This window comes from Albimonas donghaensis, assembly GCF_900106695.1.
Lineage (GTDB): Bacteria > Pseudomonadota > Alphaproteobacteria > Rhodobacterales > Rhodobacteraceae > Albimonas > Albimonas donghaensis.
Genome location: NZ_FNMZ01000003.1, coordinates 170,420 through 195,362, shown reverse-complemented (window position 1 = coordinate 195,362; position 24,943 = coordinate 170,420). Strand labels below are relative to the sequence as shown.

Annotated in this window: 19 protein-coding genes; 2 read left to right on the top strand and 17 right to left on the bottom strand. The window is 71.0% G+C overall.

Annotation, left to right across the window (positions count from 1 at the left end; genetic code table 11):
* Positions 1 to 120: 120 nt before the first annotated feature.
* From BLV24_RS10375 to sucC, 11 genes are all read right to left on the bottom strand, one after another.
* Positions 121 to 1,032: a carbohydrate kinase family protein gene (locus BLV24_RS10375; protein WP_218133390.1), complete on the bottom strand. Its 912-nt coding sequence runs from the start codon at positions 1,030 to 1,032 to the stop codon at positions 121 to 123.
* On the bottom strand, positions 1,029 to 1,958 hold the full coding sequence (locus tag BLV24_RS10370) for a pseudouridine-5'-phosphate glycosidase (protein WP_092681382.1): 930 nt from the start codon (positions 1,956 to 1,958) through the stop codon (positions 1,029 to 1,031). Before BLV24_RS10370 ends, BLV24_RS10375 begins: the two co-directional genes overlap by 4 nt.
* Before the next feature lie 257 nt (positions 1,959 to 2,215).
* Positions 2,216 to 3,616, bottom strand: a complete 1,401-nt coding sequence (gene lpdA, locus BLV24_RS10365; protein ID WP_092681380.1) for a dihydrolipoyl dehydrogenase — start codon at positions 3,614 to 3,616, stop codon at positions 2,216 to 2,218.
* A gap of 46 nt (positions 3,617 to 3,662) precedes the next feature.
* Complete coding sequence (locus tag BLV24_RS10360) at positions 3,663 to 4,079, bottom strand: MAPEG family protein (protein ID WP_092681378.1); 417 nt, start codon at positions 4,077 to 4,079, stop codon at positions 3,663 to 3,665.
* Positions 4,076 to 4,630 (bottom strand): PaaI family thioesterase, encoded by a 555-nt coding sequence (locus BLV24_RS10355; protein ID WP_092681376.1) that lies wholly within the window; start codon positions 4,628 to 4,630, stop codon positions 4,076 to 4,078. The genes BLV24_RS10360 and BLV24_RS10355 overlap by 4 nt, the downstream gene beginning before the upstream one ends.
* Before the next feature lie 86 nt (positions 4,631 to 4,716).
* The gene (gene odhB / locus BLV24_RS10350; RefSeq protein WP_092681374.1) at positions 4,717 to 6,252 is read right to left on the bottom strand and encodes a 2-oxoglutarate dehydrogenase complex dihydrolipoyllysine-residue succinyltransferase; all 1,536 of its coding nucleotides are present in this window, start codon (positions 6,250 to 6,252) and stop codon (positions 4,717 to 4,719) included.
* A gap of 14 nt (positions 6,253 to 6,266) precedes the next feature.
* Positions 6,267 to 9,215, bottom strand: coding sequence for a 2-oxoglutarate dehydrogenase E1 component (locus BLV24_RS10345; protein ID WP_092681372.1), 2,949 nt, complete (start codon positions 9,213 to 9,215; stop codon positions 6,267 to 6,269).
* A 68-nt stretch (positions 9,216 to 9,283) separates the two neighbouring features.
* A complete protein-coding gene (locus tag BLV24_RS10340; protein ID WP_092681370.1) occupies positions 9,284 to 9,841 on the bottom strand; it encodes a DUF805 domain-containing protein in 558 nt (185 codons plus the stop codon).
* Between the two features lie 60 nt (positions 9,842 to 9,901).
* On the bottom strand, positions 9,902 to 10,786 hold the full coding sequence (sucD, locus tag BLV24_RS10335; RefSeq protein ID WP_092681368.1) for a succinate--CoA ligase subunit alpha: 885 nt from the start codon (positions 10,784 to 10,786) through the stop codon (positions 9,902 to 9,904).
* Between the two features lie 16 nt (positions 10,787 to 10,802).
* Positions 10,803 to 10,937 carry a hypothetical protein gene (locus BLV24_RS22845; RefSeq protein WP_281242907.1) on the bottom strand — a complete coding sequence of 45 codons (135 nt, stop codon included), beginning with the start codon at positions 10,935 to 10,937 and terminating at the stop codon, positions 10,803 to 10,805.
* Positions 10,938 to 11,086: 149 nt separating this feature from the next.
* Positions 11,087 to 12,280, bottom strand: a complete 1,194-nt coding sequence (gene sucC / locus BLV24_RS10330; protein ID WP_092681366.1) for an ADP-forming succinate--CoA ligase subunit beta — start codon at positions 12,278 to 12,280, stop codon at positions 11,087 to 11,089.
* Positions 12,281 to 12,607: 327 nt separating this feature from the next.
* Between sucC and BLV24_RS10325 the strand changes: the two genes are divergently transcribed.
* Complete coding sequence (locus BLV24_RS10325; protein ID WP_245710501.1) at positions 12,608 to 13,558, top strand: DMT family transporter; 951 nt, start codon at positions 12,608 to 12,610, stop codon at positions 13,556 to 13,558.
* Here the strand turns inward: BLV24_RS10325 and BLV24_RS10320 are convergent.
* The 5 genes from BLV24_RS10320 to dnaN form a co-directional block, all read right to left on the bottom strand.
* Positions 13,546 to 15,039 carry a carboxypeptidase M32 gene (locus BLV24_RS10320; protein ID WP_092681364.1) on the bottom strand — a complete coding sequence of 498 codons (1,494 nt, stop codon included), beginning with the start codon at positions 15,037 to 15,039 and terminating at the stop codon, positions 13,546 to 13,548. The two genes, BLV24_RS10325 and BLV24_RS10320, sit on opposite strands and share 13 nt — an antisense overlap.
* 491 nt (positions 15,040 to 15,530) lie before the next feature.
* Positions 15,531 to 17,945: a DNA topoisomerase (ATP-hydrolyzing) subunit B gene (gene gyrB / locus BLV24_RS10315; RefSeq protein WP_092681362.1), complete on the bottom strand. Its 2,415-nt coding sequence runs from the start codon at positions 17,943 to 17,945 to the stop codon at positions 15,531 to 15,533.
* A gap of 197 nt (positions 17,946 to 18,142) precedes the next feature.
* Positions 18,143 to 18,850: a PEP-CTERM sorting domain-containing protein gene (locus tag BLV24_RS10310; RefSeq protein ID WP_092681360.1), complete on the bottom strand. Its 708-nt coding sequence runs from the start codon at positions 18,848 to 18,850 to the stop codon at positions 18,143 to 18,145.
* Between the two features lie 259 nt (positions 18,851 to 19,109).
* On the bottom strand, positions 19,110 to 20,255 hold the full coding sequence (gene recF / locus BLV24_RS10305) for a DNA replication/repair protein RecF (RefSeq protein ID WP_092681358.1): 1,146 nt from the start codon (positions 20,253 to 20,255) through the stop codon (positions 19,110 to 19,112).
* A 105-nt stretch (positions 20,256 to 20,360) separates the two neighbouring features.
* A complete protein-coding gene (gene dnaN, locus BLV24_RS10300; RefSeq protein WP_092681356.1) occupies positions 20,361 to 21,476 on the bottom strand; it encodes a DNA polymerase III subunit beta in 1,116 nt (371 codons plus the stop codon).
* 203 nt (positions 21,477 to 21,679) lie between these two features.
* On the opposite strand from dnaN, the gene BLV24_RS22840 reads away from it, so the two are divergent.
* The gene (locus BLV24_RS22840; protein ID WP_092681354.1) at positions 21,680 to 23,932 is read left to right on the top strand and encodes a methyl-accepting chemotaxis protein; all 2,253 of its coding nucleotides are present in this window, start codon (positions 21,680 to 21,682) and stop codon (positions 23,930 to 23,932) included.
* Between the two features lie 203 nt (positions 23,933 to 24,135).
* Here the strand turns inward: BLV24_RS22840 and BLV24_RS10290 are convergent, their stop codons facing one another.
* Positions 24,136 to 24,642 carry a hypothetical protein gene (locus BLV24_RS10290; protein WP_092681352.1) on the bottom strand — a complete coding sequence of 169 codons (507 nt, stop codon included), beginning with the start codon at positions 24,640 to 24,642 and terminating at the stop codon, positions 24,136 to 24,138.
* Between the last annotated feature and the right edge of the window lie 301 nt (positions 24,643 to 24,943).

The following is a 24,943-nucleotide window of genomic DNA, read 5'->3' as shown; positions in this document are numbered from 1 at the left end:
GGCGGCGGGGGAGCCGGGCGGCGCCCCTGCGGGGCATGCCCATATCTCCGGCCGCAAGCGGCCTTCGGGCGGGCGCGAGGCGGGTAGGGCGGGCGTGAACCCGCCGTCGCGCCAAGCGGGTCACGGCGCTTCCGGCCGCGCCCCCATATGCGAGATCGCCCGCGCCGCGGTGTCATGCGCCTGCGCGAGGCATTTCCCGGGCGCGTCGCCGGCCAGCCACCCCGCGATGAACCCCGCCGCGAAGGCGTCGCCGGCCCCGGTGCTGTCGACCATCCGCGCCGGCGGAGGCGCGCTCTCCGCCGCGCGCGCGCCTTCGACCCAGACCCGCGCCACGCCCGCCCCGTCCTTGATCGCCAGAACCGCGAACCGGGGCGCGAGGCGCGCGGCCTGCGCCACGGGATCGGCCTCTCCGGTCAGCGCTTCGGCCTCGTCCCGGTTGGGGAAGAACAGCCGGGCGCCGGCGATGGCCTTGAAGAACCGCCCCGCCCCGATCTCCGCCAGGAAGGAGGCCGAGCCGGGATCGACGCTCACCGTCACGCCCCGCGCCACCGCCCGCGCGATCAGGTCGGACGCCGCCGCCCGCGGCCCCTCCGCCACCAGCGCATAGCCGGAGACATGCAGCAGGGCCGCGCCGTCGAGCAGGGCGTCGGGCAGGTCCTCGACGCCCAGCCGGTCATTGGCCCCGCGTGAGGTCAGAAAGCTGCGCTCCCCGTCCGCCGGGTCGACCAGCGCCACCAGCGCGCCGGTGGGCGCGTGCGGGTCGGGAGAGAGGCGGGGGCGCACGCCGGCGGCGCGGAACTCGGCCTCCAGCCCCGGCAGGTCCCCGGCGCCGACCCGGCCGGCGAAGGTCACGGCGACGCCCAGCGCGGCCAGCCAGCAGGCGCAGTTGGCGGCCGAGCCGCCGGGGGCGAAGCGCACCTCCGCCCGCCGGTCGGCGCCGCGCAGGGGCGGGCCCTCGGGCCGCACCAGCACGTCGCGCATCACGTCGCCGACCACCACGACCCGGGGGGCGGAGGCGCCCTGCGCCGTCACGCCGCCCGCCGCGCGTCGGTCAACGCCAAGGCCATGCGCCCCGCCAGGCGGGCGTTGTCGCGCACCAGCGCCACATTGGCGACCAGGCTGCGGCCCTCGGTCAGTTCCAGCACCCGGCCCAGCAGGAACGGCGTCGCGCCCTTGCCGGCGATGCCCTGCGCCTCGGCCTCGGCCACCGCGCGGTCGATGAAGGCGGAGATCTCCTCCGCCGGGATCTCGTCGCCCTCGGGGATCGGGTTGCACACCAGCATCCCCTTGCCCCCGACCCGCTGATGGGCGGCGAAGGCGGCGGCCAGCGCCTCCGGCGTGTCCACCCGCTCATCCAGCTCCAACCCGCTCCGGCGCGAGAAGAAGGCGGGGAAAGCCCGCGTCCCGAAGCCCATGACCGGCACGCCGGCGGTTTCCAGGTATTCCAGCGTCCGGGGCAGATCGAGGATCGACTTGGCCCCCGCGCAGACCACCGCGACCGGCGAGGCCGCCAGTTCCGGCAGGTCCGCCGACACGTCGCCGGTCTTCTCCGCCCCCCGGTGCACGCCGCCGATGCCGCCGGTGGCGAAGATCTCGATGCCGGCCAGCGCCGCGATGCGCATGGTCGCCGCCACCGTGGTCCCGGCGCAGGCGCCCGCCGCGATCGCCGCGCCGAGGTCCTTGGCCGAGGCCTTGCGGACCCCCTCGGGCAGCGCCGCCAGCCGCTCCAGCTCCGCGCCCGACAGCCCGGCCCGCAGCACGCCGTCGATCACCGCGATGGTGGCGGGCACGGCGCCGGCGGCGCGAACCTCGGCCTCCACGGCGCGGGCGGTCTCCAGGTTGTTCGGGATCGGCATGCCATGGGTGACGATCGCGGTCTCCAGCGCCACCACGGGGGCGCCGGAGGCGAGCGCCTCGGCCACCTCGGGCGACAGGCTCAGGTCGGGATGAGAGGTCATGGCGCGGGCTCCTTGCTGATCTCGCGCGGAGCCATGCCGCGGCGGGGCGTCCGGCGCAAGCCATCCCGGCGCGGGGGATCGGAGACGGCGCCGCCCGGCGCCCCCGGTTCCGCGCCGCGCGGGCGCCCCGGCGAAACCCGCGGAAGGGTCGTCGCGCGGCTTCCGTCCCCTGAAGCGGGGCGCCCCCCCATGCGAAAGGGCGGACCCGACGGGCCCGCCCTTTCGTCGTTGTCCAAGCGGCGCCGGGGCCGCGAAACTCAGGCGTGGATGGCGCCGTCGCCGCAGGCCATCGCCGCTTCCTTCACCGCCTCGGAGAAGGTCGGGTGGGCGTGGCAGGTGCGGGCCAGATCCTCGGCTGCCGCGCCGAATTCCATCGCCACGCAGACCTCGTGGATCAGGTCGCCCGCCGCCGGGCCGATGATGTGGCAGCCGAGAATGCGGTCGGTTTCCTTGTCCGCCAGGATCTTGACGAAGCCGTCGCCCTGGAAGTTGGCCTTGGCCCGCGCGTTGCCCATGAAGGGGAACTTGCCGACCTTGTAGGCGCGGCCCTCCTCCTTCAGCTGCTCCTCGGTCTTGCCGACCGAGGCGACCTCGGGGCTGGTGTAGATCACGCCCGGGATCACGTCGTAGTTCACGTGACCGGCCTGGCCGGCGATGATCTCGGCCACCGCGCCGCCCTCGTCCTCGGCCTTGTGGGCCAGCATCGGCCCGGCGATCACGTCGCCGATGGCGTAGCAGCCCTCCAGCCGGGTGCGGAAATGATCGTCCACCACGATCCGCCCGCGGGGGTCGAGCTCGATCCCCATATCCTCCAGCCCCAGCCCTTCCGTGTAGGGCTTCCGGCCGGTGGCGACGAGCACCACGTCGGTCTCCAGCGAATGCTCGCTGTCATCCTTGCGCAGCTTGTAGTTCACGGTCAGGCGGTCGCCCTTCTCCACCGACTGCACGGCGGCGCCGAGGGTGAATTTCAGGCCCTGGCGGGTGAGCAGCTTCTGGAACTGCTTGCAGACCTCGCCGTCCATGCCGGGCGTGATCTGGTCGAGATACTCGATCACCTGCACCTCGGCGCCCAGCCGCTTCCAGACCGAGCCCAGCTCCAGCCCGATCACGCCGGCGCCGATCACCACCATCGACTTGGGAACCTCCTTCAGTTCCAGCGCGCCGGTGGAGGAGACGATGCGTTCCTCGTCCAGTTCCACGAAGGGCGGCACGGCGACGTCCGACCCGGTGGCGATGACGATGGACTTCGCCTTGTAGGTCCCGGCGCTTTCGCCGTCGACGGTCACTTCGCCCTTGCCGGTGACCTTGCCGAAGCCCTTGAGCCACTTGACCTTGTTCTTCTTGAACAGGAACTCGATGCCGCCGGTGTTGGCGTCGATGGTCGACTGCTTGTAGGCCAGCATCTTGGGCACGTCGACGGACACGCCCTCCACCGTGATGCCCATCTTGGCGAAGTTGCCCTCGGTCTCGTGCACCATTTCCGACGAGTGCAGCATCGCCTTGGAGGGGATGCAGCCCACGTTGAGGCAGGTGCCGCCGAGCGTCGCGCGGCTTTCCACGCAGGCGGCCTTCAGGCCGAGCTGGGCGGCGCGGATGGCGCAATAGTAGCCGCCGGGGCCGCCGCCGATCACGATCAGGTCGAATTCGGTCTCGGACATGGGTGCCTCCTTGCGGGACGTGGCCCGCCGGTTCGTGCCGCGCGCCTCAGAGCAGCGCGGCGAGGATCATCAGGACCGCGGCGGCGTTGCCGACCGCGAACACGACGCTGCGCCAGGGGACGAGCCCGAAGGCGTAGCAGGGAACATAGGCCGCGCGGGCGATCAGCCAGACCCAGGCGCAGGCGGCGGTGAAGCCGGTGCCGGCCCCGAGCAGGGTGACGGTCAGGGCCGCGACGGCGTAGAGCAGCAGCGATTCCTGCATGTTGCCCAGCGCCCGGTGCAGCCGCCCGGTGCGGGTGGAAAGCTGCAGGGGCTGGTCCCGGTTGCCGAGCGTCTTGCCGGTCCCCAGCTCCAGGTTCGCGGGGATCGCCATGGCGAAGAACTGCACGGTCAGCAGCAGCCCGCCGAGGCCGAGCACCACGATCTCCGGTCCGCCGAGCGGGACGAGCGGCGCCTCGGTCATGCCGCCGCCCCCGCCGTCCGCCCAGCGTCCTGCCCGGAGTCGTGCCCGGCGTCCTGCCCGGAGTCCTGCCCAGAGTCCGGCGCGGCCGCGCGCGGCAGGTAGACCCGGCCGGTGGCCAGCACCGCGCCGCAGAGCGTGGCGGCCCCGTCCTCGGCGATGGCGTAGACATCCGCCGCCCCGACCGAGGTCGAGCGGCCGAGCTGCATCACCCGCCCCACCGCGCGCAGCCGCACGCCCTTCGCGGGGGCGCACATCTTCACGGTGAAATCCAGCGTGGCCATGCGGGTGTCCCGGGGTTGCAGCGTCAGCACCGAATGCATCGCCGCCACGTCGCCCAGCGTGCCGACCGAGCCGGCGGCGAAATGCCCGACGGGGCCTTCCTGGCTTTCGGTCAGGGGGATCTCGATCACCGCCTGGCCGGGGTCGAGCGACACCACCTCCAGCCCGATCGCCCGGAAGATCGGGTGCAGCGCCAGGCGCTTGGCCCCGTCCTCCCGGAAAGCGGGGTTGCGGGGCTCGGCCACGATGCGGGCGGGGAAGTCGGCGGTCATGTCAGGCGCCTCGGCTCAGGGGCGGGCGGTGAGAAGGCGCCGCCCCCCGCGAAAGGGGGGCGGCGCCGCGTTCAGCGCGCAGCGGATCAGAGATCCATCAGCAGGCGGCGCGGATCCTCGAGGGCCTCCTTGACCCGGACGAGGAAGGTCACCGCGCCCTTGCCGTCCACGATGCGGTGATCGTAGCTCAGCGCCAGATACATCATCGGCCGGATCACGATCTGGCCGCCCACGACCATCGGACGCTCCTGGATCTTGTGCATGCCCAGGATGCCCGACTGCGGGGGGTTGAGGATCGGGGACGACATCAGCGACCCGTAGACCCCGCCGTTGGAGATGGTGAAGGTGCCGCCCTGCATCTCCGCCATCGACAGCTTGCCGTCGCGGGCGCGCAGGCCGAGTTCGCCGATCTTCTTCTCGATCTCCGAGAAGGACATCTGGTCGGCGTCGCGGACCACCGGCACCACCAGCCCGTTGGGCGTGCCGACGGCGACGCCCATGTGGTAGTAGTTCTTGTAGACCACGTCGGTGCCGTCGATCTCGGCGTTCACATCCGGCACTTCCTTCAGCGCGTGGATGCAGGCCTTCACGAAGAACGACATGAAGCCCAGCTTCACCCCGTGCTTCTTCTCGAACACGCCCTTGTATTCGTTGCGCAGGTCCATGACGCCGGACATGTCCACCTCGTTGTAGGTGGTCAGCATCGCGGCGGTGTTCTGCGCGTCCTTCAGGCGGCGCGCGATGGTCTGGCGCAGGCGCGTCATGCGCACCCGCTCCTCCCGCTCCGCATCCGTCGCGGCGACGGGGGCGCGGGGGGCGGAGGCCGCCGGGGCCGGCGCGGACCTGGAGGCGACGGCCTTCTGGACGTCCTCCTTCATCACGCGCCCGTCGCGGCCGGTGCCGGTCACGTCGCCCGAGGTCAGGCCCGCTTCGGCCATCGCCTTCTTGGCCGAGGGCGCGTCCTCCACGTCCTTGCCCGACCCCGAGGGGGCGGAGGCGGCGGGGGCCGGCGCGGCGGCGGGGGCGGAGGCCGAGGCGGTCGCGCCCTTGGTGACCCGGGCCAGCAGGCCGCCGGCTTCGACGGTCTCGCCCTCGGGCACCAGGATCTCGGCGACGACGCCGGCGACGGGGCTCGGGGCCTCGACCGAGACCTTGTCGGTCTCCAGCTCGCACAGCATCTCATCGACCGCGACCGCGTCGCCCACCTTCTTGAACCAGGTGGAGACGGTGGCCTCGGTGACGCTCTCGCCCAGGCTGGGCACCTTCACGTCGACGGTCTCGCCGCCACCCTCGCCACCGCCGCCGCCGGAAGAGGCCGGGGCCTCCGCCGCCGGGGCGGGCTTCTTCTCGGAGGCGGAGGACTTGGGCGCGGGGGCCGCGCCTTCGCCTTCCTCCACCGTGGCCAGCAGGGCGTCGACGCCGACGGTCTCGCCCTCGGCCGCGACCAGCTCGCCCAGCACGCCGGCGGCGGGGCACGGGACCTCCACCGTGACCTTGTCGGTCTCCAGCTCGCAGAGCATCTCGTCCACGGCGACGGCGTCGCCCGGCTTCTTGAACCAGGTCGCGACGGTCGCCTCGGTGACGCTCTCGCCGAGAGTCGGAACTCGCACTTCAACGGTCATAGTCTGGTACTCCCTCAGCCGAGCGCGTCGGAGAGCAAAGTCTCCTGCTCCTGGCGATGCTTGGAGGCGAGCCCGGTCGCCGGCGACGCCGAAGCCTGTCGGCCCGCATAGCGGGGACGGCTGTTGGCGGCGCCGATACGCCCGAGCACCCATTCGATATTCGGTTCCACGAAGGTCCAGGCGCCCTGGTTCTTCGGCTCTTCCTGGCACCAGACGATTTCCGCATTCTTGAAGCGCGAAAGCTCCTTGGTCAGCGAAATCGCCGGGAACGGATAGAACTGTTCGAGACGCAGCAGGTAGGTGTCGTCACGCCCCTCCGCGTCGCGCTTCTCAAGCAGGTCGTAGTAGACCTTGCCCGAGCTGATCACCACGCGCTTGATCTCCGCGTCGGGCTTCAGGTTCAGGTCGGACGAGCCCATTTCGGCATCGTCCCACAGAACCCGGTGGAAGCTCGAACCGGTGGCGAACTGATCGATGTCCGACACCGCCTTCTTGTGCCGCAGCAGCGACTTGGGCGTCATCAGCACCAGCGGCTTGCGGAAGGTGCGGTGGATCTGCCGGCGCAGGATGTGGAAGTAGTTCGCCGGGGTCGAGCAGTTGGCGACGATCCAGTTGTCCTCCGCCGAGAGCTGCAGGAACCGCTCCAGCCGCGCCGAGGAATGCTCCGGCCCCTGGCCTTCGTAGCCATGGGGCAGCAGCATCACCAGGCCGGACATGCGCAGCCACTTGCGCTCCCCCGACGACACGAACTGGTCGATCATGATCTGGGCGCCGTTGGCGAAGTCGCCGAACTGGGCCTCCCAGATGGTGAGCGTGTTCGGCTCGGCCAGCGAATAGCCGTACTCGTAGCCGAGCACCGCGTATTCGGACAGCATCGAGTCCACGACCTCATATTGCGCCTGGCCGGGCTTGATGTTGTTGAGCGGGAAGTAACGCTCCTCCGTCTCCTGGTCGATGACGCCGGAATGGCGCTGGGAGAAGGTGCCGCGGGTCGAATCCTGGCCGGCGAGCCGGACCGGGTAGTTCTCCGTCACCAGGGTGCCGAAGGCGAGCGCCTCGGCCATGGCCCAGTCGATGCCCTTGCCGCTGTCGATCATCTCGCGGCGGCCCTCGAAGATGCGGGCCACGGTGCGGTGCGGCTTGACGTTGGCGGGGATGGTCGAGATGGCCTCGCCGACCTCGCGCAGCCGCTCGATCGGAACCGAGGTGGCGCCGCGCTGATACTCGCCCTCGCCGGCGCCCATGCCCGACCACTTGCCGTCCAGCCAGTCGGCCTTGTTGGGACGGAAGTCCTTGGCGGCCTCGAACTCCTCGCTCAGGAAGGCCTGGAAGCGCGCCTTCTCATCCTCGATCTCGCCCTCGGGGATCAGGCCGTCGGCCACCAGACGCTCGGTGTAGAGCTGCAGCGTCGTCTTGTGCCGCTTGATGGTGTTGTACATCAGCGGCTGGGTGAACATGGGCTCGTCGCCCTCGTTATGCCCGAAGCGACGGTAGCAGAAGATGTCCAGCACCACGTCCTTGTGGAACTTCTGGCGGTATTCGATGGCGACCCGCGCGGCGTGGACCACGGCTTCCGGATCGTCGCCGTTGACGTGGAAGATCGGGGCCTCGACCATCAGCGCCACGTCGGTCGGGTAGGGGCTGGACCGCGAGTTGTGGGGCGCGGTGGTGAAGCCGATCTGGTTGTTCACCACGATATGGATGGTGCCGCCGGTGCGGTGGCCCTTCAGCCCCGACAGGCCGAAGCATTCCGTCACCACGCCCTGACCGGCGAAGGCCGCGTCGCCGTGCAGCAGGATCGGCAGGCAGGCGATCCGGTCCTCGTCGTTGAGCTGGAACTGCTTGGCGCGGACCTTGCCCAGCACCACCGGGTTCACCGCCTCCAGGTGGGAGGGGTTGGCGGTCAGCGACAGATGCACCTTGTTGCCGTCGAACTCACGGTCCGACGAGGCGCCGAGATGGTACTTCACGTCGCCCGAGCCCTGGACCTCGTCGGGGGTCGAGGAGCCGCCGTGGAACTCGTTGAAGATGGCCTTGTAGGGCTTGCCCATCACGCAGGCGAGCACGTTGAGACGGCCGCGATGGGGCATGCCCACCACGATGTCCTTCACGCCCAGCGCGCCGCCGCGCTTGATGATCTGCTCCATCGCCGGGATCAGCGCCTCGCCGCCGTCGAGCCCGAAGCGCTTGGTCCCCATATACTTGACCTGGAGGAACTTCTCGAAGCCCTCGGCCTCGACCAGCTTGGACAGGATGGCGCGGCGACCGGTCTTGGTGAACTGGATCTCCTTGCCGTAGCCCTCGATCCGCTCCTTCAGCCAGCCGGCTTCCTCGGGGTTGGAGATGTGCATGTACTGCAGCGCGAAGGTGCCGCAATAGGTGCGGGACACCAGCGCCACGATCTCGCGCATCGTGGCGGTTTCCAGCCCCAGAACCTGGTCGAGGAAGATCGGCCGGTCCATGTCGGCCTCGGCGAAGCCGTAGCTGCGCGGGTCGAGCTCGGGGTGCGGGGTCTGCGCGGTGATGCGCAGCGGGTCGAGATCGGCGGCGAGGTGGCCGCGGATGCGATAGGCGCGGATCAGCATGATGGCGCGCACGGAATCGAGCACCGCCTTGCGGACCTGGTCGTCGGAGACCTGGGCGCCGGTTTCGGCCGCCTTGGCCTTGATCTTGTCGCCGATCTGCTTGGGCGAGACGTCGGCCTCCCACTCCCCGGTCAGCGCGCCGGTGAGCTCGGAACGGTCCTGCGGCGGCCAGTCGGTCCGCAGCCAGGAGGGGCCGGAGGCTTCGGCCTCGACGGCGCCGAGATCATCGCCGAGCGAGGCGAAGTAGTTGCGCCAGCTCTCGTCCACCGAGGCGGGATCCTTCGCGTAGCGCGCATGCAGCTGCTCCACGTAGACCGCGTTGTGGCCCTGCAGGAAGGACGATGAAGCGAAGGCTTTGGTTGGGCTCTGGTCCGTCATGGCGTTGCAGGCGCGTGCGCGCCCTCCCTAGCGAGCGTGGAGGCGGGCATGCCCCCGACGACGTGGCCTCACGCCCCGTGGGGCGGGGGGCCGAAGCGATTGGCGCCGGGCTCCCCGCGCGAGGCGAGCCAGACGATCAGAACGATATAGGCGACGGCGGGGGCGAACAGAATGCCGAGCACCAGCAGCCCGACGCCTCCCGCCGCGACGGCCTCCGCCGCCGGGCCGGGGTCGAACCCCTCCAGCAGCGCGGCGCTTCCGCCCAGGACCATCCCCAGCACCAGGCCGATCACGCCGATGGCATGGGGCAGCAGGCACCACCAGCCGGCGCGGCCGGTGTCGTGCAGCCGCCGCCAGTTGGCGGCCAGCAGCGGCAGGAACAGCGCCAGCCCGACCAGCCCGCCGATCGACGTGGGGCCGGAGATGCTGGCCGAAGCCGCTTCGCTGGTGTCGGTGGAGAGGGTCGCGGTCTCGGTCTCGCCGAACAGCGCCATGTCCAGCGCCGATGCGGCCAGGGAGAGCAGGATCGCGGCGAGCACGAAATACCAGAACTCCGACCGCGAGGCGCGGCCGGAGAAGGTCACGTACTTGCCCAGACAGGTCCGGACGGCGTCGGCGAGGCCCATCGGCTCGCTCCCGTGTTCAGTCGGCGCGCCGCCCGGCAGACCCGGACGGCGCCGAAGGGCTCAGCGCCCCATGGCTTTCAGCACGGCCTCGCCAAGGCTGGCGGGGCTGTCGGCGACGGTGAAGCCGGCCGAGTTCATCGCCTCGATCTTGTCCTCGGCGCCGCCCTTGCCGCCGGAGATGATCGCGCCCGCATGGCCCATGCGGCGGCCCGGAGGCGCCGTGCGGCCGGCGATGAAGCCGGCGATGGGCTTGGAGCGGCCCTTCTTCTTCTCATCCGCGATGAACTGCGCGGCCTCTTCCTCGGCCGAGCCGCCGATCTCGCCGATCATGATGATCGACTCGGTCTCGTCGTCGGCCAGCAGCCATTCCAGGGCGTCGAGATGCTCGGTGCCCTTGATCGGGTCGCCGCCGATGCCGATGCAGGTGGACTGGCCGAGGCCCGCCACCGTGGTCTGCAGCACGGCTTCGTAGGTCAGGGTGCCCGAGCGGGACACGACGCCGACCCGGCCGCGCTTGTGGATGTGGCCCGGCATGATGCCGATCTTGCAGGCGTCCGGCGTGATCACGCCCGGGCAGTTCGGCCCGATCAGGATCGAGGACGAGCTCTGCAGCGCGCGCTTCACCTTCATCATGTCGAGCACGGGGATGCCCTCGGTGATGCAGACGATCAGCTCCATCTCGGCGTCGATCGCCTCGAGGATGGCGTCGGCGGCGAAGGGCGGCGGCACGTAGATCGCGGTGGCGTTGGCGCCGGTCCGCTCCTTGGCGTCGATCACGGTGTCGAAGACGGGCAGACCGATATGCTCGGACCCGCCTTTGCCGGGGGTGACGCCGCCGACCATCTTGGTGCCGTAGGCGATCGCCTGCTCGGAATGGAACGTGCCCTGCGAGCCGGTGATGCCCTGGCAGATCACTTTGGTGTTTTCGTCGACGAGAACGGCCATTTCGATGGCTCCCCTGTCAGTACTTTGAGGCTTCCATGCGGAAGAACCAAGTTTCCGGATCGACACGCGTCACCTTCCGGATGCGCGAGTCATGTTCTTCATTGCGCCAGGCGGCGACCTGACCTTGGTCAATCCCGACGGATTCAGGCATCGGGATCACGTCCCGGCCGCGCATCGTCCGTCCCGGCCGCTGACAGCCCGCCTTGGGCGCGGCAGGCGCCGCGCGCGGCCTCACATGGTCCCGTCCGGGGCTTCGAAGCGCCTCGGACCGGAACAATGGGCTCACGCGCGGCGGCATGATCAGCCCTTCACCGCCTTCACGATCTTGGCGGCGGCGTCGGCGAGGTTGTCGGCCGCGATGACGTTCAGCCCGCTCTCGTCGATGATCTTCTTGCCGAGCTCCACGTTGGTGCCTTCGAGGCGCACCACCAGCGGCACCTTCAGGCCCACCGCGTTGACCGCGGCGATCACGCCCTCGGCGATCACGTCGCAGCGCATGATGCCGCCGAAGATGTTGACCAGGATGCCCTTCACCTGCGGATCGGAGGTGATGATCTTGAAGGCCTCGGTCACCTTCTCCTTGGTCGCGCCGCCGCCCACGTCGAGGAAGTTGGCGGGCTCGGAGCCGTAGAGCTTGATGATGTCCATCGTCGCCATCGCGAGGCCGGCGCCGTTGACCATGCAGCCGATCTCGCCGTCCAGCGCGATGTAGTTCAGGTCGTATTTGGAGGCCTCGAGCTCCTTCGGGTCCTCCTCGGTCTCGTCGCGCAGGCTCAGGACGGCCGGCTGACGGTAGAGCGAGTTGGAGTCGAAGTTCATCTTGCAGTCGAGGCAGCGGATATGCCCGTCGGTCATGACGATCAGCGGGTTGATCTCCAGCATGCTCACGTCTTTTTCGATGAACAGCTTGTAGAGCGTGCCGACCAGCTTCACGCATTCCTTGAACGCCACGCCCGACAGGCCCAGCGCGAAGGCGACCTTGCGGCCGTGGAAGGACGAGATGCCCGAGGCCGGATCGACGGAGAAGGACACGATCTTCTCGGGGCTCGCCTCGGCGACCTCCTCGATGTCCATGCCGCCCTCGGTGGAGGCGATGAAGGAGACGCGCGAGGTCTCGCGGTCCACCAGCATCGCCAGATACAGCTCGGTCTCGATGTCCGCGCCGTCCTCGATGTAGATGCGGTTGACCTGCTTGCCGACCGGGCCGGTCTGGTGCGTGACCAGCGTGCGGCCGAGCATCATCTCGGAGTTCTCGGCGGCCTCTTCGACCGACTTGGCGAGGCGCACGCCGCCCTTGGGTCCGGCGCTCTCCTCCTTGAAGGAGCCCTTGCCGCGCCCGCCGGCGTGGATCTGGGCCTTCACCACCCAGAGCGGCCCGTCGAGCTCGCCGGCGGCGCTCTTCGCCTCCTCGGCGCGCGTGATCGCGCGGCCGTCGGCGACGGGAGCGCCATATTCCTTGAGAAGCTGCTTGGCCTGGTACTCGTGGATGTTCATGTCGCTCGCACCCTTCCGCGGTCCTGTCGGCCCGGCGATCGCGAGGCGTCGCGCCTCGAGCGCGCGCCCCTCCCGGGCGCCGCGCCGTCGATCCGGCCTTGCGCGACTTGTAGACGCGCGCTTACGGTGACCGCAATCGTCGCATGGCGCCGGGCGGAAAAAAACCGGCGATTGTGATCACGCGATTTCTGGCTGTGATCACAATGTCGCGGCGGACGACCGGGGAAGGGCCATTCGTGGTTTCTTCCCGTTAATCAACGATTCGCAGGCGCTGGATGGACGGTTTCGGCCGATCCTGCGCGATGCGGACGAAACAGGCGGACCTCCATGACGGCCCCACGTCCCGACCCAGCCGCCGCAGCCGGCGGCCTGTTCGCGCGCCTCGACATGACCGCGATGGTCATGGGGCTGGTCTTCGTGGTGATCTGGTCCTCGGCCTTCAGCGCCGCGAAATTCGTGGTCGCCGACGCCCCGCCGCTGCTGTCGCTGGCGCTGCGCTTCGCGGTCTCGGGCGCCATCGCGGTGGGGCTGGCCCTGGCGGCGGGGCAGAGCTTCCGCTTCACCCGCAGGCAATGGGGGCTCGTGGTGGTGTTCGGCATCTGCCAGAACAGCCTCTATCTCGGGCTCAACTACATCGCCATGACCCGGATCGAGGGCGGGTTCGCCGCGATCATCGCCTCGATGCTGCCGATGTTCGTGGCGGCGGGGGCCTGGGGCTTTCTCGGCGATCGGCCGGGGCGGATCGGCGCGCTGGGGCTGGGGCTGGGCTTCGCCGGCGTGGCGCTGATCATGGGCGCGCGGATCGAGGGCGGGGCCGACGGCCTGGGCGTGGCCCTGTGCCTGGTGGGGGCGCTGGCCCTGGCGGTGGCCACGCTGGTGGTGCGCGGGGTCTCGCCGGGATCGAACCTGATGATGGTGGTGGGGATGCAGATGCTGGTCGGCGCGGTGACGCTGGCCCCCGTCGCGGCGCTGCTGGAATCCCCGTGGGAGATCAACTGGACCACGTCGCTGATCGCGGCCTTCGCTTACACGGTGATCTTTCCGGGGCTGGTGGCGACCATGGTCTGGTTCCACCTGGTGCGCCGCATCGGGCCGACCAACGCCGCGGCCTTCCACTTCCTGAACCCCTGCCTCGGCGTCGGCATCGCGGCCCTGACCCTGGGCGAGGCGCTGGAGCCGCGCGACCTGATCGGCGTGGCCATCGTCACCGTCGGCATCCTGCTGGTGCAGCTCGCGCGTCGGCCGGCGCCTGACGCGGGACCGGCTCAGAAGTCGTAGATCGCCCCGAATTTGGCGTGGAGATGGGCGAGCAGCGGCGTCTCGTCCACCGGGCCGCCGCAGGCCTGCGCCATCAGCTCGGGCGCGTTCATGACCCGCCCGTGCCGGTGGACCCTGTCCCGCATCCAGTCCAGCGGCGCCGAGAGGTCCCCCGCGGACAGCGCGGCGTCGAGATCGGGCAGGTCCCGGCGCATGGCGGCGGCCAGCGCCGCGGCGTTGAGATTGCCCAGCGTGTAGGTCGGGAAATAGCCGATCATGCCCTCGGACCAGTGCACGTCCTGCAGGCAGCCCTCGGCGGCATGGCGGGGACGGCGGCCGAAATCGGCCTCGAACCGGTCCGCCCAGGCGACTTCCAGATCCTCCGGCGGCAGGTCGCCCGACAGCAGCGCCCGCTCCAGATCGAAGCGCATCAGGATATGCAGGTCGTATTGCGCCTCATCGGCCGCGGTGCGGATGAAGCCCCGCTCCACCCGGTTCACCGCGGCGTGAAGCTGCCCGGCCTTCTTCACCCCGATCTCCCCGAAGGCGATGGACATGCGGTGCAGCAGCCAGGGCGCGAAGGCCTCCGAGCGGCCGATATGGTTCTCCCAGAAGCGCGACTGGCTTTCATGCACGCCCATGGAGGCCCAGCGGCCCGAGGGGCGGCCCAGCAGCGCCGGCGCGATCCCCTGTTCGTAGAGCGCGTGGCCGGTCTCGTGCAGGGTGGCGAAGATGCATTCGGTCGGGTCGGAGGGATCCACCCGCGTGGTGATCCGCACATCCCCGCCCGAGCCCGAGGAGAACGGGTGCACCGCCCGGTCCAGCCGCCCGGCGCTCCAGTCATAGCCGCAATCGCCGGCGAGATCGCGGGCCAGCGCCATCTGGGCGGATTCGGGGAAGGCGCCGGTGAGCTTGGGCGGCCGGACCGCGGCGCCCCGGATGCGGTCGAGCGTTTCGGTCAGCCCGGCGCGCAGGCGGGCGAAGACCGGGATCAGGTCCTCGACCCGGGCGCCGGGCTCGAATTCCTCCAGCAGCGCGTCATAGGGGGTCTGGCCGGGGGCGGCGACGGCGGCGGCCTCCTCCCGGCGCAGGGCGAGCACGCGGGTCAGGGCCGGGACGAAGCGGGGGAAGTCGCGGGCCGCGCGGGCCTCGGCCCAGACCTGGTGGGCGGAGGCGGTCTCACGCGCGAGCGCCTCGGCCAGGCCGGCGGGAAGGCGGGCGGCGCGGGTGTAGGCGCGGTCGGCGTCGCGCAGGTCGGCGGCGATGTCGGCGGGCCAGTCGTCCGCCCGCCCGGCCTCCGCGATCCAGTCGGCGATGCGGGGATCGGTCCGCAAGTCCTGCAGCACGGCGGCGAGCGCGCCGCGGCTTTCGGCGCGCTGGGCCCCGCCGCGCGGGGGCATCATCGTCTCCTGATCCCAGGACAGGATCGTGGCCGCGCCTTCCAGCGCCGATATTCTACGGCCGTGGTCGCTGAGCGCGGCATAGGCGTCCCGAGGGGTCATGGAGGGTCCTTGTTCCGTGCAGGGCCGGCGCGAGGGGGCGCCGGGACAGGGGGCCGTGAGGCGTGGATGCCGGTCCTCGCCACCGTTCATCGGCGGGATGCGCGCCGCCCGCGCCGGGGGCGGGCGACCGCGGCCGCCGCCCAGTTTCCATGCCGTCCCGCCAACGCGCCGTGAATGGACGGGCGCCCGATGGCCGCACAATGTCGCGGCGATCGGGAAAACAGCGCCGATCGGAAACCGGCCTGCGAGGTCAGGCATGAAGGCGCGGGCGGTTGATGCGCCCCCCGCAATGATTGCGGCGCGATTCAATTCAGGCTTGAAACATCCCCATTGCCGGGGCGCGGGTCAATCCTGCCGCGACGGGGGGGGCGGAGGCCCCTCGGCTTCGGGCGCGCCCGGTCGCCCGCCGTCGAACGCGCGAACGGCCCGCCGGGACGACGGGCCGATCCGGCGCGGGCCTCATCCCTGCCGTGCGAGGGCATGGGAGGGGCTCAGACGTCCAGGTTCTCGACGTTCAGCGCGTTCTCCTGGATGAACTGGCGGCGCGGCTCGACCACGTCGCCCATCAGCTTGGAGAAGATCTCGTCGGCCTCGTCCACATGGTCGATGCGCACCTGAAGCAGCGTCCGCGCGTCGGGGTCGAGCGTGGTTTCCCACAACTGGTCGGGGTTCATCTCCCCCAGCCCCTTGTAGCGCTGCAGGGTCAGGCCGCGTTCGCCCTCGGCCATCACCAGGTCGAGCAGTTCCAGCGGGCCGCGCACCGACAGCGCCTTATCCTTGCGGCGCAGCGCCACCGGGCCGTCATAGACCGCGTTCAGCGAGGGCACGAGCGCCGACAGCCGCCGCGCCTCGACCGAGCGCATGGCGGCGCCGTCGATGGTCCGCACCTCCGCCACGCCGCGCAGGGTGCGGGTCAGGCGAAGGCCGCCGTCGGCGGTGGGCATGCCGGTCCAGCCGCGCTCCGTCTCCGGGGCCACCACGTCGAGCCGGGCCGCCACCTTGTCCGCCGCCGCCTGAGGATCGCTCATCGCGCCTTCGGCGAAGGCGCCGGCGATGGAGGCCTGCTCCAGGATGAAGCGGGGGTAATGGGTCGGGAAGGCGTTCAGCGCGGCGCGGGCCGCGCGGGCCTCCTCGATCACCACGGCGAGGTCGGCGCCCACCCGGATGTCGTCCCCGGTCTCCAGCGAGGCGCCGTCGGAGCCTTCGCGGATCAGGAAGTTCTCCAGCTCGCGCTGGTCCTTCAGGTAGACCTCGGACTTGCCCCGCGCCACTTTGAACAGCGGCGGCTGGGCGATGTAGAGGTGCCCGCGCTCGATCAGCTCCGGCATCTGCCGGTAGAAGAAGGTCAGCAGCAGGGTGCGGATATGGGCGCCGTCCACGTCGGCGTCGGTCATCACGATGATCTTGTGGTAGCGCAGCTTGTCGAGGTTGAACTCGTCGCGCCCGATGCCGGTGCCCAGCGCGGTGATCAGCGTGCCCACCTGGTCGGAGCCGAGCATCCGGTCGAAGCGCGCCCGCTCCACGTTCAGGATCTTGCCGCGCAGGGGCAGCACGGCCTGGTTGCCCCGGTGGCGGCCCTGCTTGGCGGAGCCGCCGGCCGAGTCGCCCTCCACCAGGAACAGCTCGGACTTGGCGGGGTCCTTCTCCTGGCAATCGGCCAGCTTGCCGGGCAGGGAGGCCACGTCCATCGCGGTCTTGCGCCGGGTCAGCTCGCGCGCCTTGCGGGCGGCCTCGCGGGCCAGCGCGGCCTCGACGATCTTGCCGACCACGCCCTGCGCGTCCTTGGGGTTCTCCTCGAACCACTCGGCGAGCTTTTCGTTCATCAGGTTCTCGACCGCCGGGCGGACCTCGGAGGACACCAGCTTGTCCTTGGTCTGGGACGAGAACTTGGGGTCCGGCACCTTCACCGACAGCACGCAGGTCAGCCCCTCGCGGGCGTCGTCGCCGGTGAGGGAGACCTTCTCCTTCTTCGCCAGGCCGGAGGCCGCGACGTAGTTGTTGATGGTCCGGGTCAGCGCCCCGCGGAAGCCGGCCAGATGGGCGCCGCCGTCGCGTTGGGGGATGTTGTTGGTGAAGGGCAGCACGGTTTCATGATAGCCGTCGTTCCACCACAGCGCGGCCTCGACCACGATGCCGTCGCGTTCGCCCACCACCACGATGGGCGCGGGGATCAGCGGCGACTTGGAGCGGTCGAGATAGCGCACGAAGGCCTCGATCCCGCCTTCGTAGACCATTTCCTCGGTCCGCCGCTCGGTCGAGCGTTCGTCGGTCAGGTGGATGCGCACGCCGGAATTGAGGAAGGCGAGCTCGCGCAGGCGGTGCTCCAGCGTCTTCCACGAATATTCGCGGTTGGAGAAGGTCTCCAGGCTGGCGAGGAAGCGGACCTCGGTGCCCTGCTCCCCGTCGGCGTCGCCGGTGACGACCAGCGGCTCGACCGTCGCGCCATGTTCGAACTTGGCGTAATGGGCCTTGCCGCCGCGCCAGATGCGCAGCTCCAGCCAGTCCGACAGGGCGTTGACCACCGACACGCCCACGCCGTGCAGGCCGCCGGAGACCTTGTAGGAGTTCTGGTCGAACTTACCGCCGGCATGGAGCTGGGTCATGATGACCTCGGCCGCGGAGATGCCTTCCTCGGTATGGATGTCGGTGGGGATGCCGCGGCCGTTGTCGCGCACGGAGACCGAGCCGTCGGCGTGCAGGATCACCTCGACCCGGTCGGCATGGCCGGCCAGGGCCTCGTCGATGGCGTTGTCCACGGCCTCGTAGATCATGTGATGCAGGCCGGACCCGTCATCGGTGTCGCCGATATACATGCCCGGGCGCTTGCGCACCGCGTCGAGCCCCTTGAGCACCTTGATGGAGTCCGCGCCGTATTCGGCGCCCGGCTGCTGGGCCTCGTCGGTCATGTTCGCGTCGTTCCCTGGATAAGAACGCGCAACCTACAGGGGCCGGGGGGCGGTGTCCACGCGCGCGCGGGCGCGCGTTCCATAGCATCGGCCCGGATTCAGCATCGGCCCGGATTCGCGTGGGCAGAGGCCTGCGCGGCGGCGCGCAGGGGGCGGGGGACCGGGCGGCGGCGGCGCCTTCGCCCGGTCCCGTTCGCTCAGCGGCGGCGGCGGCGCGCGAAGGCCAGCGCCCCCAGGCCCGCGGCCAGCAAGGGCGCGGCGGCCGGCGCCGGCACGGGGGAGGCCGGGGCGCCGAAGGACAGCTCCAGGCTGGCCAGCCCGGTCTGGCCATTGGCCGAGGAGGACCAGATCGCCCCCTCGATCGTGCCGCCGGCGACGGCGAGGGTCCCGCCGATGGCGAACCCGCCGCCCCGCGCGGCGTTGACGTCGGTCAGCGCGGCGGGTGTGAGCGCGACTGAGACCGCCGGCATCGGGTCCATGTCCTTCGCGAACACGGTCGCCGACCCGTAGAGCGCGCCATCCCCCAGGTCGGCGTATCCCGCCACGCCGGCGGTCCCGGCATAAAGCGCCGTGAGGTCCGTGGTCACCGCGTGAAAATTCACCGTCTCGGACGGGTCTGGGGACTCATACCGACCCGTGCCCGTGAGTCCCTCCGAGGAGCCGAAGGCGAAGGACAGCGTCGCTCCGGTCACAGTCTCCGTGACGCCGGAGAGGTCGAATGCGTAATAGCTTCGAAAGCCGTCTCCATCGGCGGAGGTAAATATATTGGTGTTGCTCGAGCCCGCATATCCGGTGCCGTCGATCCAGCCATTGTCGATAGAGGCCAGCGTCAGCGCCGACGCGGCGGTGGACGCCATGGTCAACGCTGCGGCGGTCAGGGCCGCCGCGACAGGTTTCACGCTCATTCAGTTCCTCCAAAATCAAACGCTTCTCAAATGGAAGCCAGCGGCTTTGCGCGAAAATGGAAACGTTTCTTGCACGTCGGGAAAATCAGGCGCCGAGGCCGGAAAGGGGCGGACCATAGCCGCCGGATACGATTTCGATTGCACCGTGCCCCCCGAGCGAAGCGATTCCCTAGCGGAAAATAGCTGGATCGCGCGCGAATGGGATAGGTTTTCATGCGTGAGCGGCCCGCCCGCCGTCCGCAGGGGAGGCGGGAGAGGCTCAGGCGGGCGAAAGGGTCGAGCCCTCCGGCCCCTCCGTCACCGCCACGCGCAGCGCCTCGTCGCCCAGCGAGTCGAACAGATGCGCCTCGGTCCCGGTCATCCAGGCCTGCGCGCCCAGCGCCCGGATCTCGGCGTAGAGCGCGGCGCGGCGGGTCTCGTCGAGATGGGCGGCGACCTCGTCCAGCAGCAGCAGCGGCGGGGTTCCGGCGCGGGCGGTCAGCGCCCGGGCCGTGGCCAGCGTCAGCGAGATCAGCAGCGCCTTCTGCTCCCCGGTCGAGCACAGGCGCGCGGGCGCGCCCTTGGCGGCGTAGACGGCGGCGAGGTCGGTGCGATGCGGCCCGGTCAGGGTGCGCCCGGCGGCGACGTCGCGGGACCGGCCCTCGGCCAGGGCCGCGCGCAGGCGGGCTTCGGCCTCGGCCTCGGCGGCCTCGGGCGCAAGGCCGGCGGCCAGCGCCTCGGCCAGGGCCGCGTCGGGGTCGCCCTCCAGCGCAAGCGCCGCGGCGGGGAAGGCGGTTTCGGCCGCCTCCTGCGCGGCGGCCAGCGCCGCGACGGTCTGGGCGCGGGCCCGGGCGATGGCGGCGCCCTCCGTGGCCATCCGGGCCTCCAGCGCGTCGAACCAGCGGGGGTCGCGCACGTCGTCGCGCAGCAGGCGGTTGCGCTCCCGCATCGCCTTTTCATAGGCGAGCGCGCGGTCGGCGTGCTCGGGCTCGAACCCCATGGCGGCGCGGTCGATGAAGCGGCGGCGCTCGGCGGCGCCCTCGGTCCACAGGCGGTCCATGGCGGGCGTCAGCCAGACGATGCGCAGAAGGCTCGCGAGCCGCGCCTGCGGGACGGTCTTGCCGTCGATGCGCACGGCGCGGGGCTGGCCGGGGGCGTCGGCGCCGGTCTCGACCTCCCGCGGCCCGTCAGGGGCGGAAAGGCGGGCGGAGACCCGCCAGCCCAGGGCCTCGGGCCGGCGGGGCAGGGCGTCGGCCTCGGCCCGGCGCAACCCGCGGCCGGGGGACAGCAGCGACACCGCCTCCAGCAGGTTGGTCTTGCCGGCGCCGTTGGGCCCGAACAGCGCGACCGAGCGGCCGTCCGTCTCCAGCCGCGCCAGCCGGTGCGAGCGGAAATGCGCGGCGGCGAGGGTGCGGAGGGCGGTCATCGCGCGGCGACGGGCGCGACGGCGCGGCCCCTCCCCCCCGCTGGGGGGAGGGCGCCGCGAGCGCGCGCGTGAGAAGGATGTCCGAAGCGGGGGCGGATGGCCGCGTCAGACGCGCATCGGCATGACGACGTAGACGGCGCTTTCGTCATCGCCTTCGCGCACCAGCGTCGGATCGCCGGAACCGTTGAGCAGGAACACCGCGTTCTCACGGTCCACCTGGCCGGCGATCTCCAGCAGATACTTGGCGTTGAAACCGATTTCCATCGCCTCGTCGGCATAGGCCACCGCCAGCTCCTCGGTCGCGGCGCCGCTGTCGGGGGCGTTGACCGACAGCACCAGCCGGTCCTCCGACAGAGCCAGCTTGACGGCGCGCGACCGCTCCGAGCTGACCGTGGCGACGCGGTCGACGGCCTTGGCGAACTCGGCCGCGTCCACTTCCATGCGGCGCGGATTGCCCTGGGGAATCACCCGCGTGTAGTCGGGGAACGACCCGTCGATGACCTTGGAGACCAGCGCGATGTTGTCGGTGGCGAAGCGGATCTTGGTCTCGGAAACGCCGACCTCGATCACCGCCTCGTCGTCGGACAGCAGCTTGGCGAGCTCGCCCACCGTCTTGCGCGGCACGATGACGCCGGGCATCCCGTCCGAGCCCGGCGGCGCCGGCGCGTCGACCCGAGCCAGCCGGTGGCCGTCGGTGGCCACGCAGCGCAGGGCCTTGCCCTCGGCCCCGTCGGCCAGATGCATGTAGACGCCGTTGAGATAATAGCGCGTCTCCTCGGTGGAGATCGCGAACTTGGCCTTGTCGAACAGCCGGCGCAGCACGCCCGCCTTCGACTGGAAATGGCAGGCGTAATCCGCCGAGGCCATCACCGGGAAGTCGTCCTTGGGCAGGGTCGCCAGCCGGAAATCGGACCGTCCGGCCCGCACTTCCAGCCGCCCGGCGCCGTCATCGGTCAGCTTGGCCTGCGCCCCGTCGGGCAGCTTGCGCACGATGTCATGCAGCATGTGGGCGGGGGCGGTGGTCGCCCCGGCCTGCTCGACCATCGCGGGGATGGTCTCCAGCACCTCGACGTCGAGATCCGTGGCGCGGATCGACAGCGTGTCGCCCGAGGCCTCCAGCAGCACGTTGGACAGGATCGGAATCGTTGTCCGGCGTTCCACGACGCCCTGAGCGCGGCTCATGGCCTTGAGCAGGGCCGCCCGTTCGACGCTTATCTTCATGGTCCCCCACCCGGTCGGAGCGCGCCGCCTGCGACGGGCGGCGCGGATTGTTCGGGCGCTTACACTAGCGGCTCGGGCGGCGGGCGCAACGGTCGGCGCGGCCTCGGGGGGAGATGATCCGCCCCGGGCTTCACTTTTCGGCAAGGCGCGGCGGTTAGCTTCCGCGACGGTTCAATCCCGGCCGTCGAAGGAGTGCCGCTCAAATGCTCGCCCGCTTCAGCATCTTTCAGCGCATCGTCGGGGGTTTCGGCGGCGCGCTCGTCGTGATCCTCGGTCTGGCCGCCTTCAGCTACCAGTCCACGTCGCGCCTGGGCCACGACTTCGGCGAAGTGCGGGACGCGACCAACGACAAGGCCGCGATCGACCTGCTGTCCATCGACCTCTACGCCATGCGGCAGGAGGGGTTCCGCTACTTCGCCGCGGCGAATCCCGAGTTGCTGAAGCCGATGGCGGCGCGCCGGACGGCGATCGTGGAACATGTCGCCGCCGCGAAGGAGGCGGTGGAGAACGATCCCGCGCTGTCCGGGGCCCTGGATCGGTTCGCAGCCGGTTCCAGTCGCTATGTGGACCTTTTCGAGCAGCTTTCGGCGATGGATGTCGAGCGTGACGCCATCCGGAACGAGGCGCTGGACGCCGCCCAGGCGGCGCGCGACGCCTTCGACCTGGTCCGCGACACGGCGCTGGAGCGGGGGGAGAACCTCGCCGCCGCGCAGGCCGGCCGCGCGATCGAGGAAATCATCAAGTCCACGCGCCTGCTGATCGTCTACGCCGATACCGGCGTCGAGGCGGATCACGACGCGTGGTTCGAGACGCTGAACGAAATGCAGACGGACGGGAAACGCGCCTTCGACGAGGCGGCGCGCAGCGGCCTGCGGCCGATGGCGGAACTGGCGGTGGCCGCGATGGCGGACCTGACCCGGCATGTCCAGCCGCTGGCCGATGTCATCGCGCGGCGCACCACGCTGTTCTTCGAAGAGATCGCGCCGCTCGGGCCGGAACTGAACGAGACGATCGAAGCCGTGCAGAATCAGGTCAGCGCCAGGCGGGCGGGTATTCTCGACGCCGCCGACAAGGAGGTGGCGAGCGCCACGATGGTGGTCATCCTCTCGGGCCTGGTCGGGGCCGGGCTGGCCGTGGCGCTGTCGCTGGTCATCGGGCGATCGATCTCCAGCGACGTGTCGCAGACCACGCGGGACATGCAGCGCCTGGCCGGCGGCGATGTGGGCTTCGACATCCACGGCGTGGAGCATACGCATGAGGTGGGCAAGATGGCCCGGGCGCTGGGCGTGTTCCGGGACAACCAGCTGGCGCTGGCCCGGACCGAGAAGGAGCGGGTGGAGGCCGAGGCGGAGGCCGCCCGCAAGCGCGCGGCGATGATGAAGGAACTGCAGGACAATGTCGGCGCGGTGGTCGACGCGGCCGTGGCCGGCGATTTCGCCCGGCGGGTGGAGGCGCGGTTCGACGACGCCGAGCTCGCGGCGCTGGCCAGCGGCGTGAACCGGCTTCTGGGCTCGGTCCAGGGCGGGCTCGATGCGGCGCGCAGGGCGATGAGCGACGTCGCCTCCGGCGATCTCGACACCGCCATGCGCGGCGATTTCAAGGGCGCGTTCGGGGAGCTGAAGCGCGACGTGGACGCCACCGTCACCCGCCTGCGCGGGCTGGTGGAGGACATCCGCAACGGCTCCGCCAACATCGTCACGGTGGCCGCGGCGATGTCCGACGACGCCGAGCATCTCAGCCAGAGCGCCGAGAGCCAGGCCGCCTCGCTGGAGGAAACCGCCGCGACGATGGAGGAGATCTCCTCCACCGTGCGCCGCAATGCCGAGAATTCGAAGGAAGCCGCGAACCTGTCGCGTCAGGCCTCCAAGAGCGCCTCGTCGGGCAGCCAGGTGGTCGGCGACACCGTGGAGATCATCGAGCGGATCGAGGCGAGCTCCTCGCGCATCGCCGACATCACCTCGGTGATCGACGGCATCGCCTTCCAGACCAACCTGCTGGCGTTGAATGCGGCGGTGGAGGCCGCGCGGGCCGGGGAGGCCGGCAAGGGCTTCGCGGTCGTGGCGGCGGAGGTCCGGCAGCTGGCTCAGCGCTCGGCCGACGCGGCCTCGGACATCAAGCGGCTGATCGAGGACAGCGGCCGCCAGGTCTCCGAAGGGGTCGATGCCGCGAAGCGCGCCGGCGAATCGCTGGAGGAGATCGTGTCCGCCGTGACCCGGCTGGAGCAGACGATCGACGACATCTCCGCGGCGAGCATGGAGCAGTCGGCGGGGATCGACGAGATCTCCTCGGCGGTGGCGAGCCTGGATCAGGCGACCCAGCAGAACGCGCAGATGGCCCAGGACGCGGCGCGGCGCACCGGGGAGATGACCGGAACCGCGCGCGGGCTGCAGGACCGGGTGGACGCGTTCGTCGGCGCCTCGGACGCAGGCGGCGCGAGGTCCGCGCGGGCTGCGTGACGGTCTGCGGCCGGGGGGCCGGGGAGCCGGGGAGCCGCGGGGGGCGACCGGCGCCGCGATGAAAGGAAGGGCGCGGAGACCGGCGAGGGCCGCTCTCCGCGCCCTGCGGTTCAGAAGGCCTTTGGCGGGAAAGCGCGCGGGACCCGGGGACGAGCGGCGCGGCGGCGGGCTTCTTCGGCCGCCGTTCGTCCGGCTGGCCGCCCTCAGCTCGATGGATTGAGGCCGCAGGCGACCGCGGCGTCGTCGATGCGGTCGATGGCCTGGGGCGCGCCGGAACGGCCCAGCGCGTAGAGCTGATCGTCCAGCTCGATATGCCGGAAGCAATGCGGCGAGCCCCCCAGCGCCTGCCCGAAATCGAAGCAGAACCACGGCGCCCGATAGCTCCATTCCGCGTCCAGGCATTCGCCGTCAGGGAACTGGAAAATGACGCGCCCTTCCTCCCGGTAGCTCTCCCGCCCCCAGAGCGCGCCGTCGATCCGGTACCAGACCGTGCGGCCCCGGGTCAGCGCCCGCCATTCCGCCAGGCTCAGGTCGCGGCCCTCGGTCCGCAGCGTCTCGGCCAGCCCGGTTTCCGGCGTGCCGGCCCGGGCGGCGGCGCCGCCGCCCAGGCACGCGAGCAGCAGACACGCGATGAGCCGGGCGGCGGGGGCGACGCGGCGCGCGGCCCCGCGCAGGGGCGCGCATCCGGTCGACGGAGCGGGAGGCGTCATGCAAAGGGGCCTTTCAGCTGCTGCGGGCCGGCTGCGCCGGAGCGGCGGCGACGCGGAATTCCAGCGACAGGTTAGCCGCGCCGCCGCATCGCGCAAGCCCGCGCCCCGGCCGGGCGACCCTGGGTCGCCCTGAGCGCGGTTTTCGTGCCGAACCGGCCCGGCCCGGCCACGCGCCATGTCCCTCCCGCGCCCGGCCTGGTCGCATTGCGCCTGTCGCCGCCCGCCGCTGCGCCTAGTATGCAGGGCCGATCCCCCGCGCGCATCGGGGCGACGCGGGGCGCGCGAGGCGCCGGGACAGGCG

Coding starts and splice junctions, on each gene's coding strand:
- BLV24_RS10370 (WP_092681382.1), bottom strand. CDS start 1,958: ATGACCTCTCATCCCGACCTGAGCCTGTCGCCCGAGGTGGCCGAGGCG.
- lpdA (WP_092681380.1), bottom strand. CDS start 3,616: ATGTCCGAGACCGAATTCGACCTGATCGTGATCGGCGGCGGCCCCGGC.
- BLV24_RS10360 (WP_092681378.1), bottom strand. CDS start 4,079: ATGACCGAGGCGCCGCTCGTCCCGCTCGGCGGACCGGAGATCGTGGTG.
- BLV24_RS10355 (WP_092681376.1), bottom strand. CDS start 4,630: ATGACCGCCGACTTCCCCGCCCGCATCGTGGCCGAGCCCCGCAACCCC.
- odhB (WP_092681374.1), bottom strand. CDS start 6,252: ATGACCGTTGAAGTGCGAGTTCCGACTCTCGGCGAGAGCGTCACCGAG.
- BLV24_RS10345 (WP_092681372.1), bottom strand. CDS start 9,215: ATGACGGACCAGAGCCCAACCAAAGCCTTCGCTTCATCGTCCTTCCTG.
- BLV24_RS10340 (WP_092681370.1), bottom strand. CDS start 9,841: ATGGGCCTCGCCGACGCCGTCCGGACCTGTCTGGGCAAGTACGTGACC.
- sucD (WP_092681368.1), bottom strand. CDS start 10,786: ATGGCCGTTCTCGTCGACGAAAACACCAAAGTGATCTGCCAGGGCATC.
- BLV24_RS22845 (WP_281242907.1), bottom strand. CDS start 10,937: ATGCCTGAATCCGTCGGGATTGACCAAGGTCAGGTCGCCGCCTGGCGC.
- sucC (WP_092681366.1), bottom strand. CDS start 12,280: ATGAACATCCACGAGTACCAGGCCAAGCAGCTTCTCAAGGAATATGGC.
- BLV24_RS10325 (WP_245710501.1), top strand. CDS start 12,608: ATGACGGCCCCACGTCCCGACCCAGCCGCCGCAGCCGGCGGCCTGTTC.
- BLV24_RS10320 (WP_092681364.1), bottom strand. CDS start 15,039: ATGACCCCTCGGGACGCCTATGCCGCGCTCAGCGACCACGGCCGTAGA.
- gyrB (WP_092681362.1), bottom strand. CDS start 17,945: ATGACCGACGAGGCCCAGCAGCCGGGCGCCGAATACGGCGCGGACTCC.
- BLV24_RS10310 (WP_092681360.1), bottom strand. CDS start 18,850: ATGAGCGTGAAACCTGTCGCGGCGGCCCTGACCGCCGCAGCGTTGACC.
- recF (WP_092681358.1), bottom strand. CDS start 20,255: ATGACCGCCCTCCGCACCCTCGCCGCCGCGCATTTCCGCTCGCACCGG.
- dnaN (WP_092681356.1), bottom strand. CDS start 21,476: ATGAAGATAAGCGTCGAACGGGCGGCCCTGCTCAAGGCCATGAGCCGC.
- BLV24_RS22840 (WP_092681354.1), top strand. CDS start 21,680: ATGCTCGCCCGCTTCAGCATCTTTCAGCGCATCGTCGGGGGTTTCGGC.
- BLV24_RS10290 (WP_092681352.1), bottom strand. CDS start 24,642: ATGACGCCTCCCGCTCCGTCGACCGGATGCGCGCCCCTGCGCGGGGCC.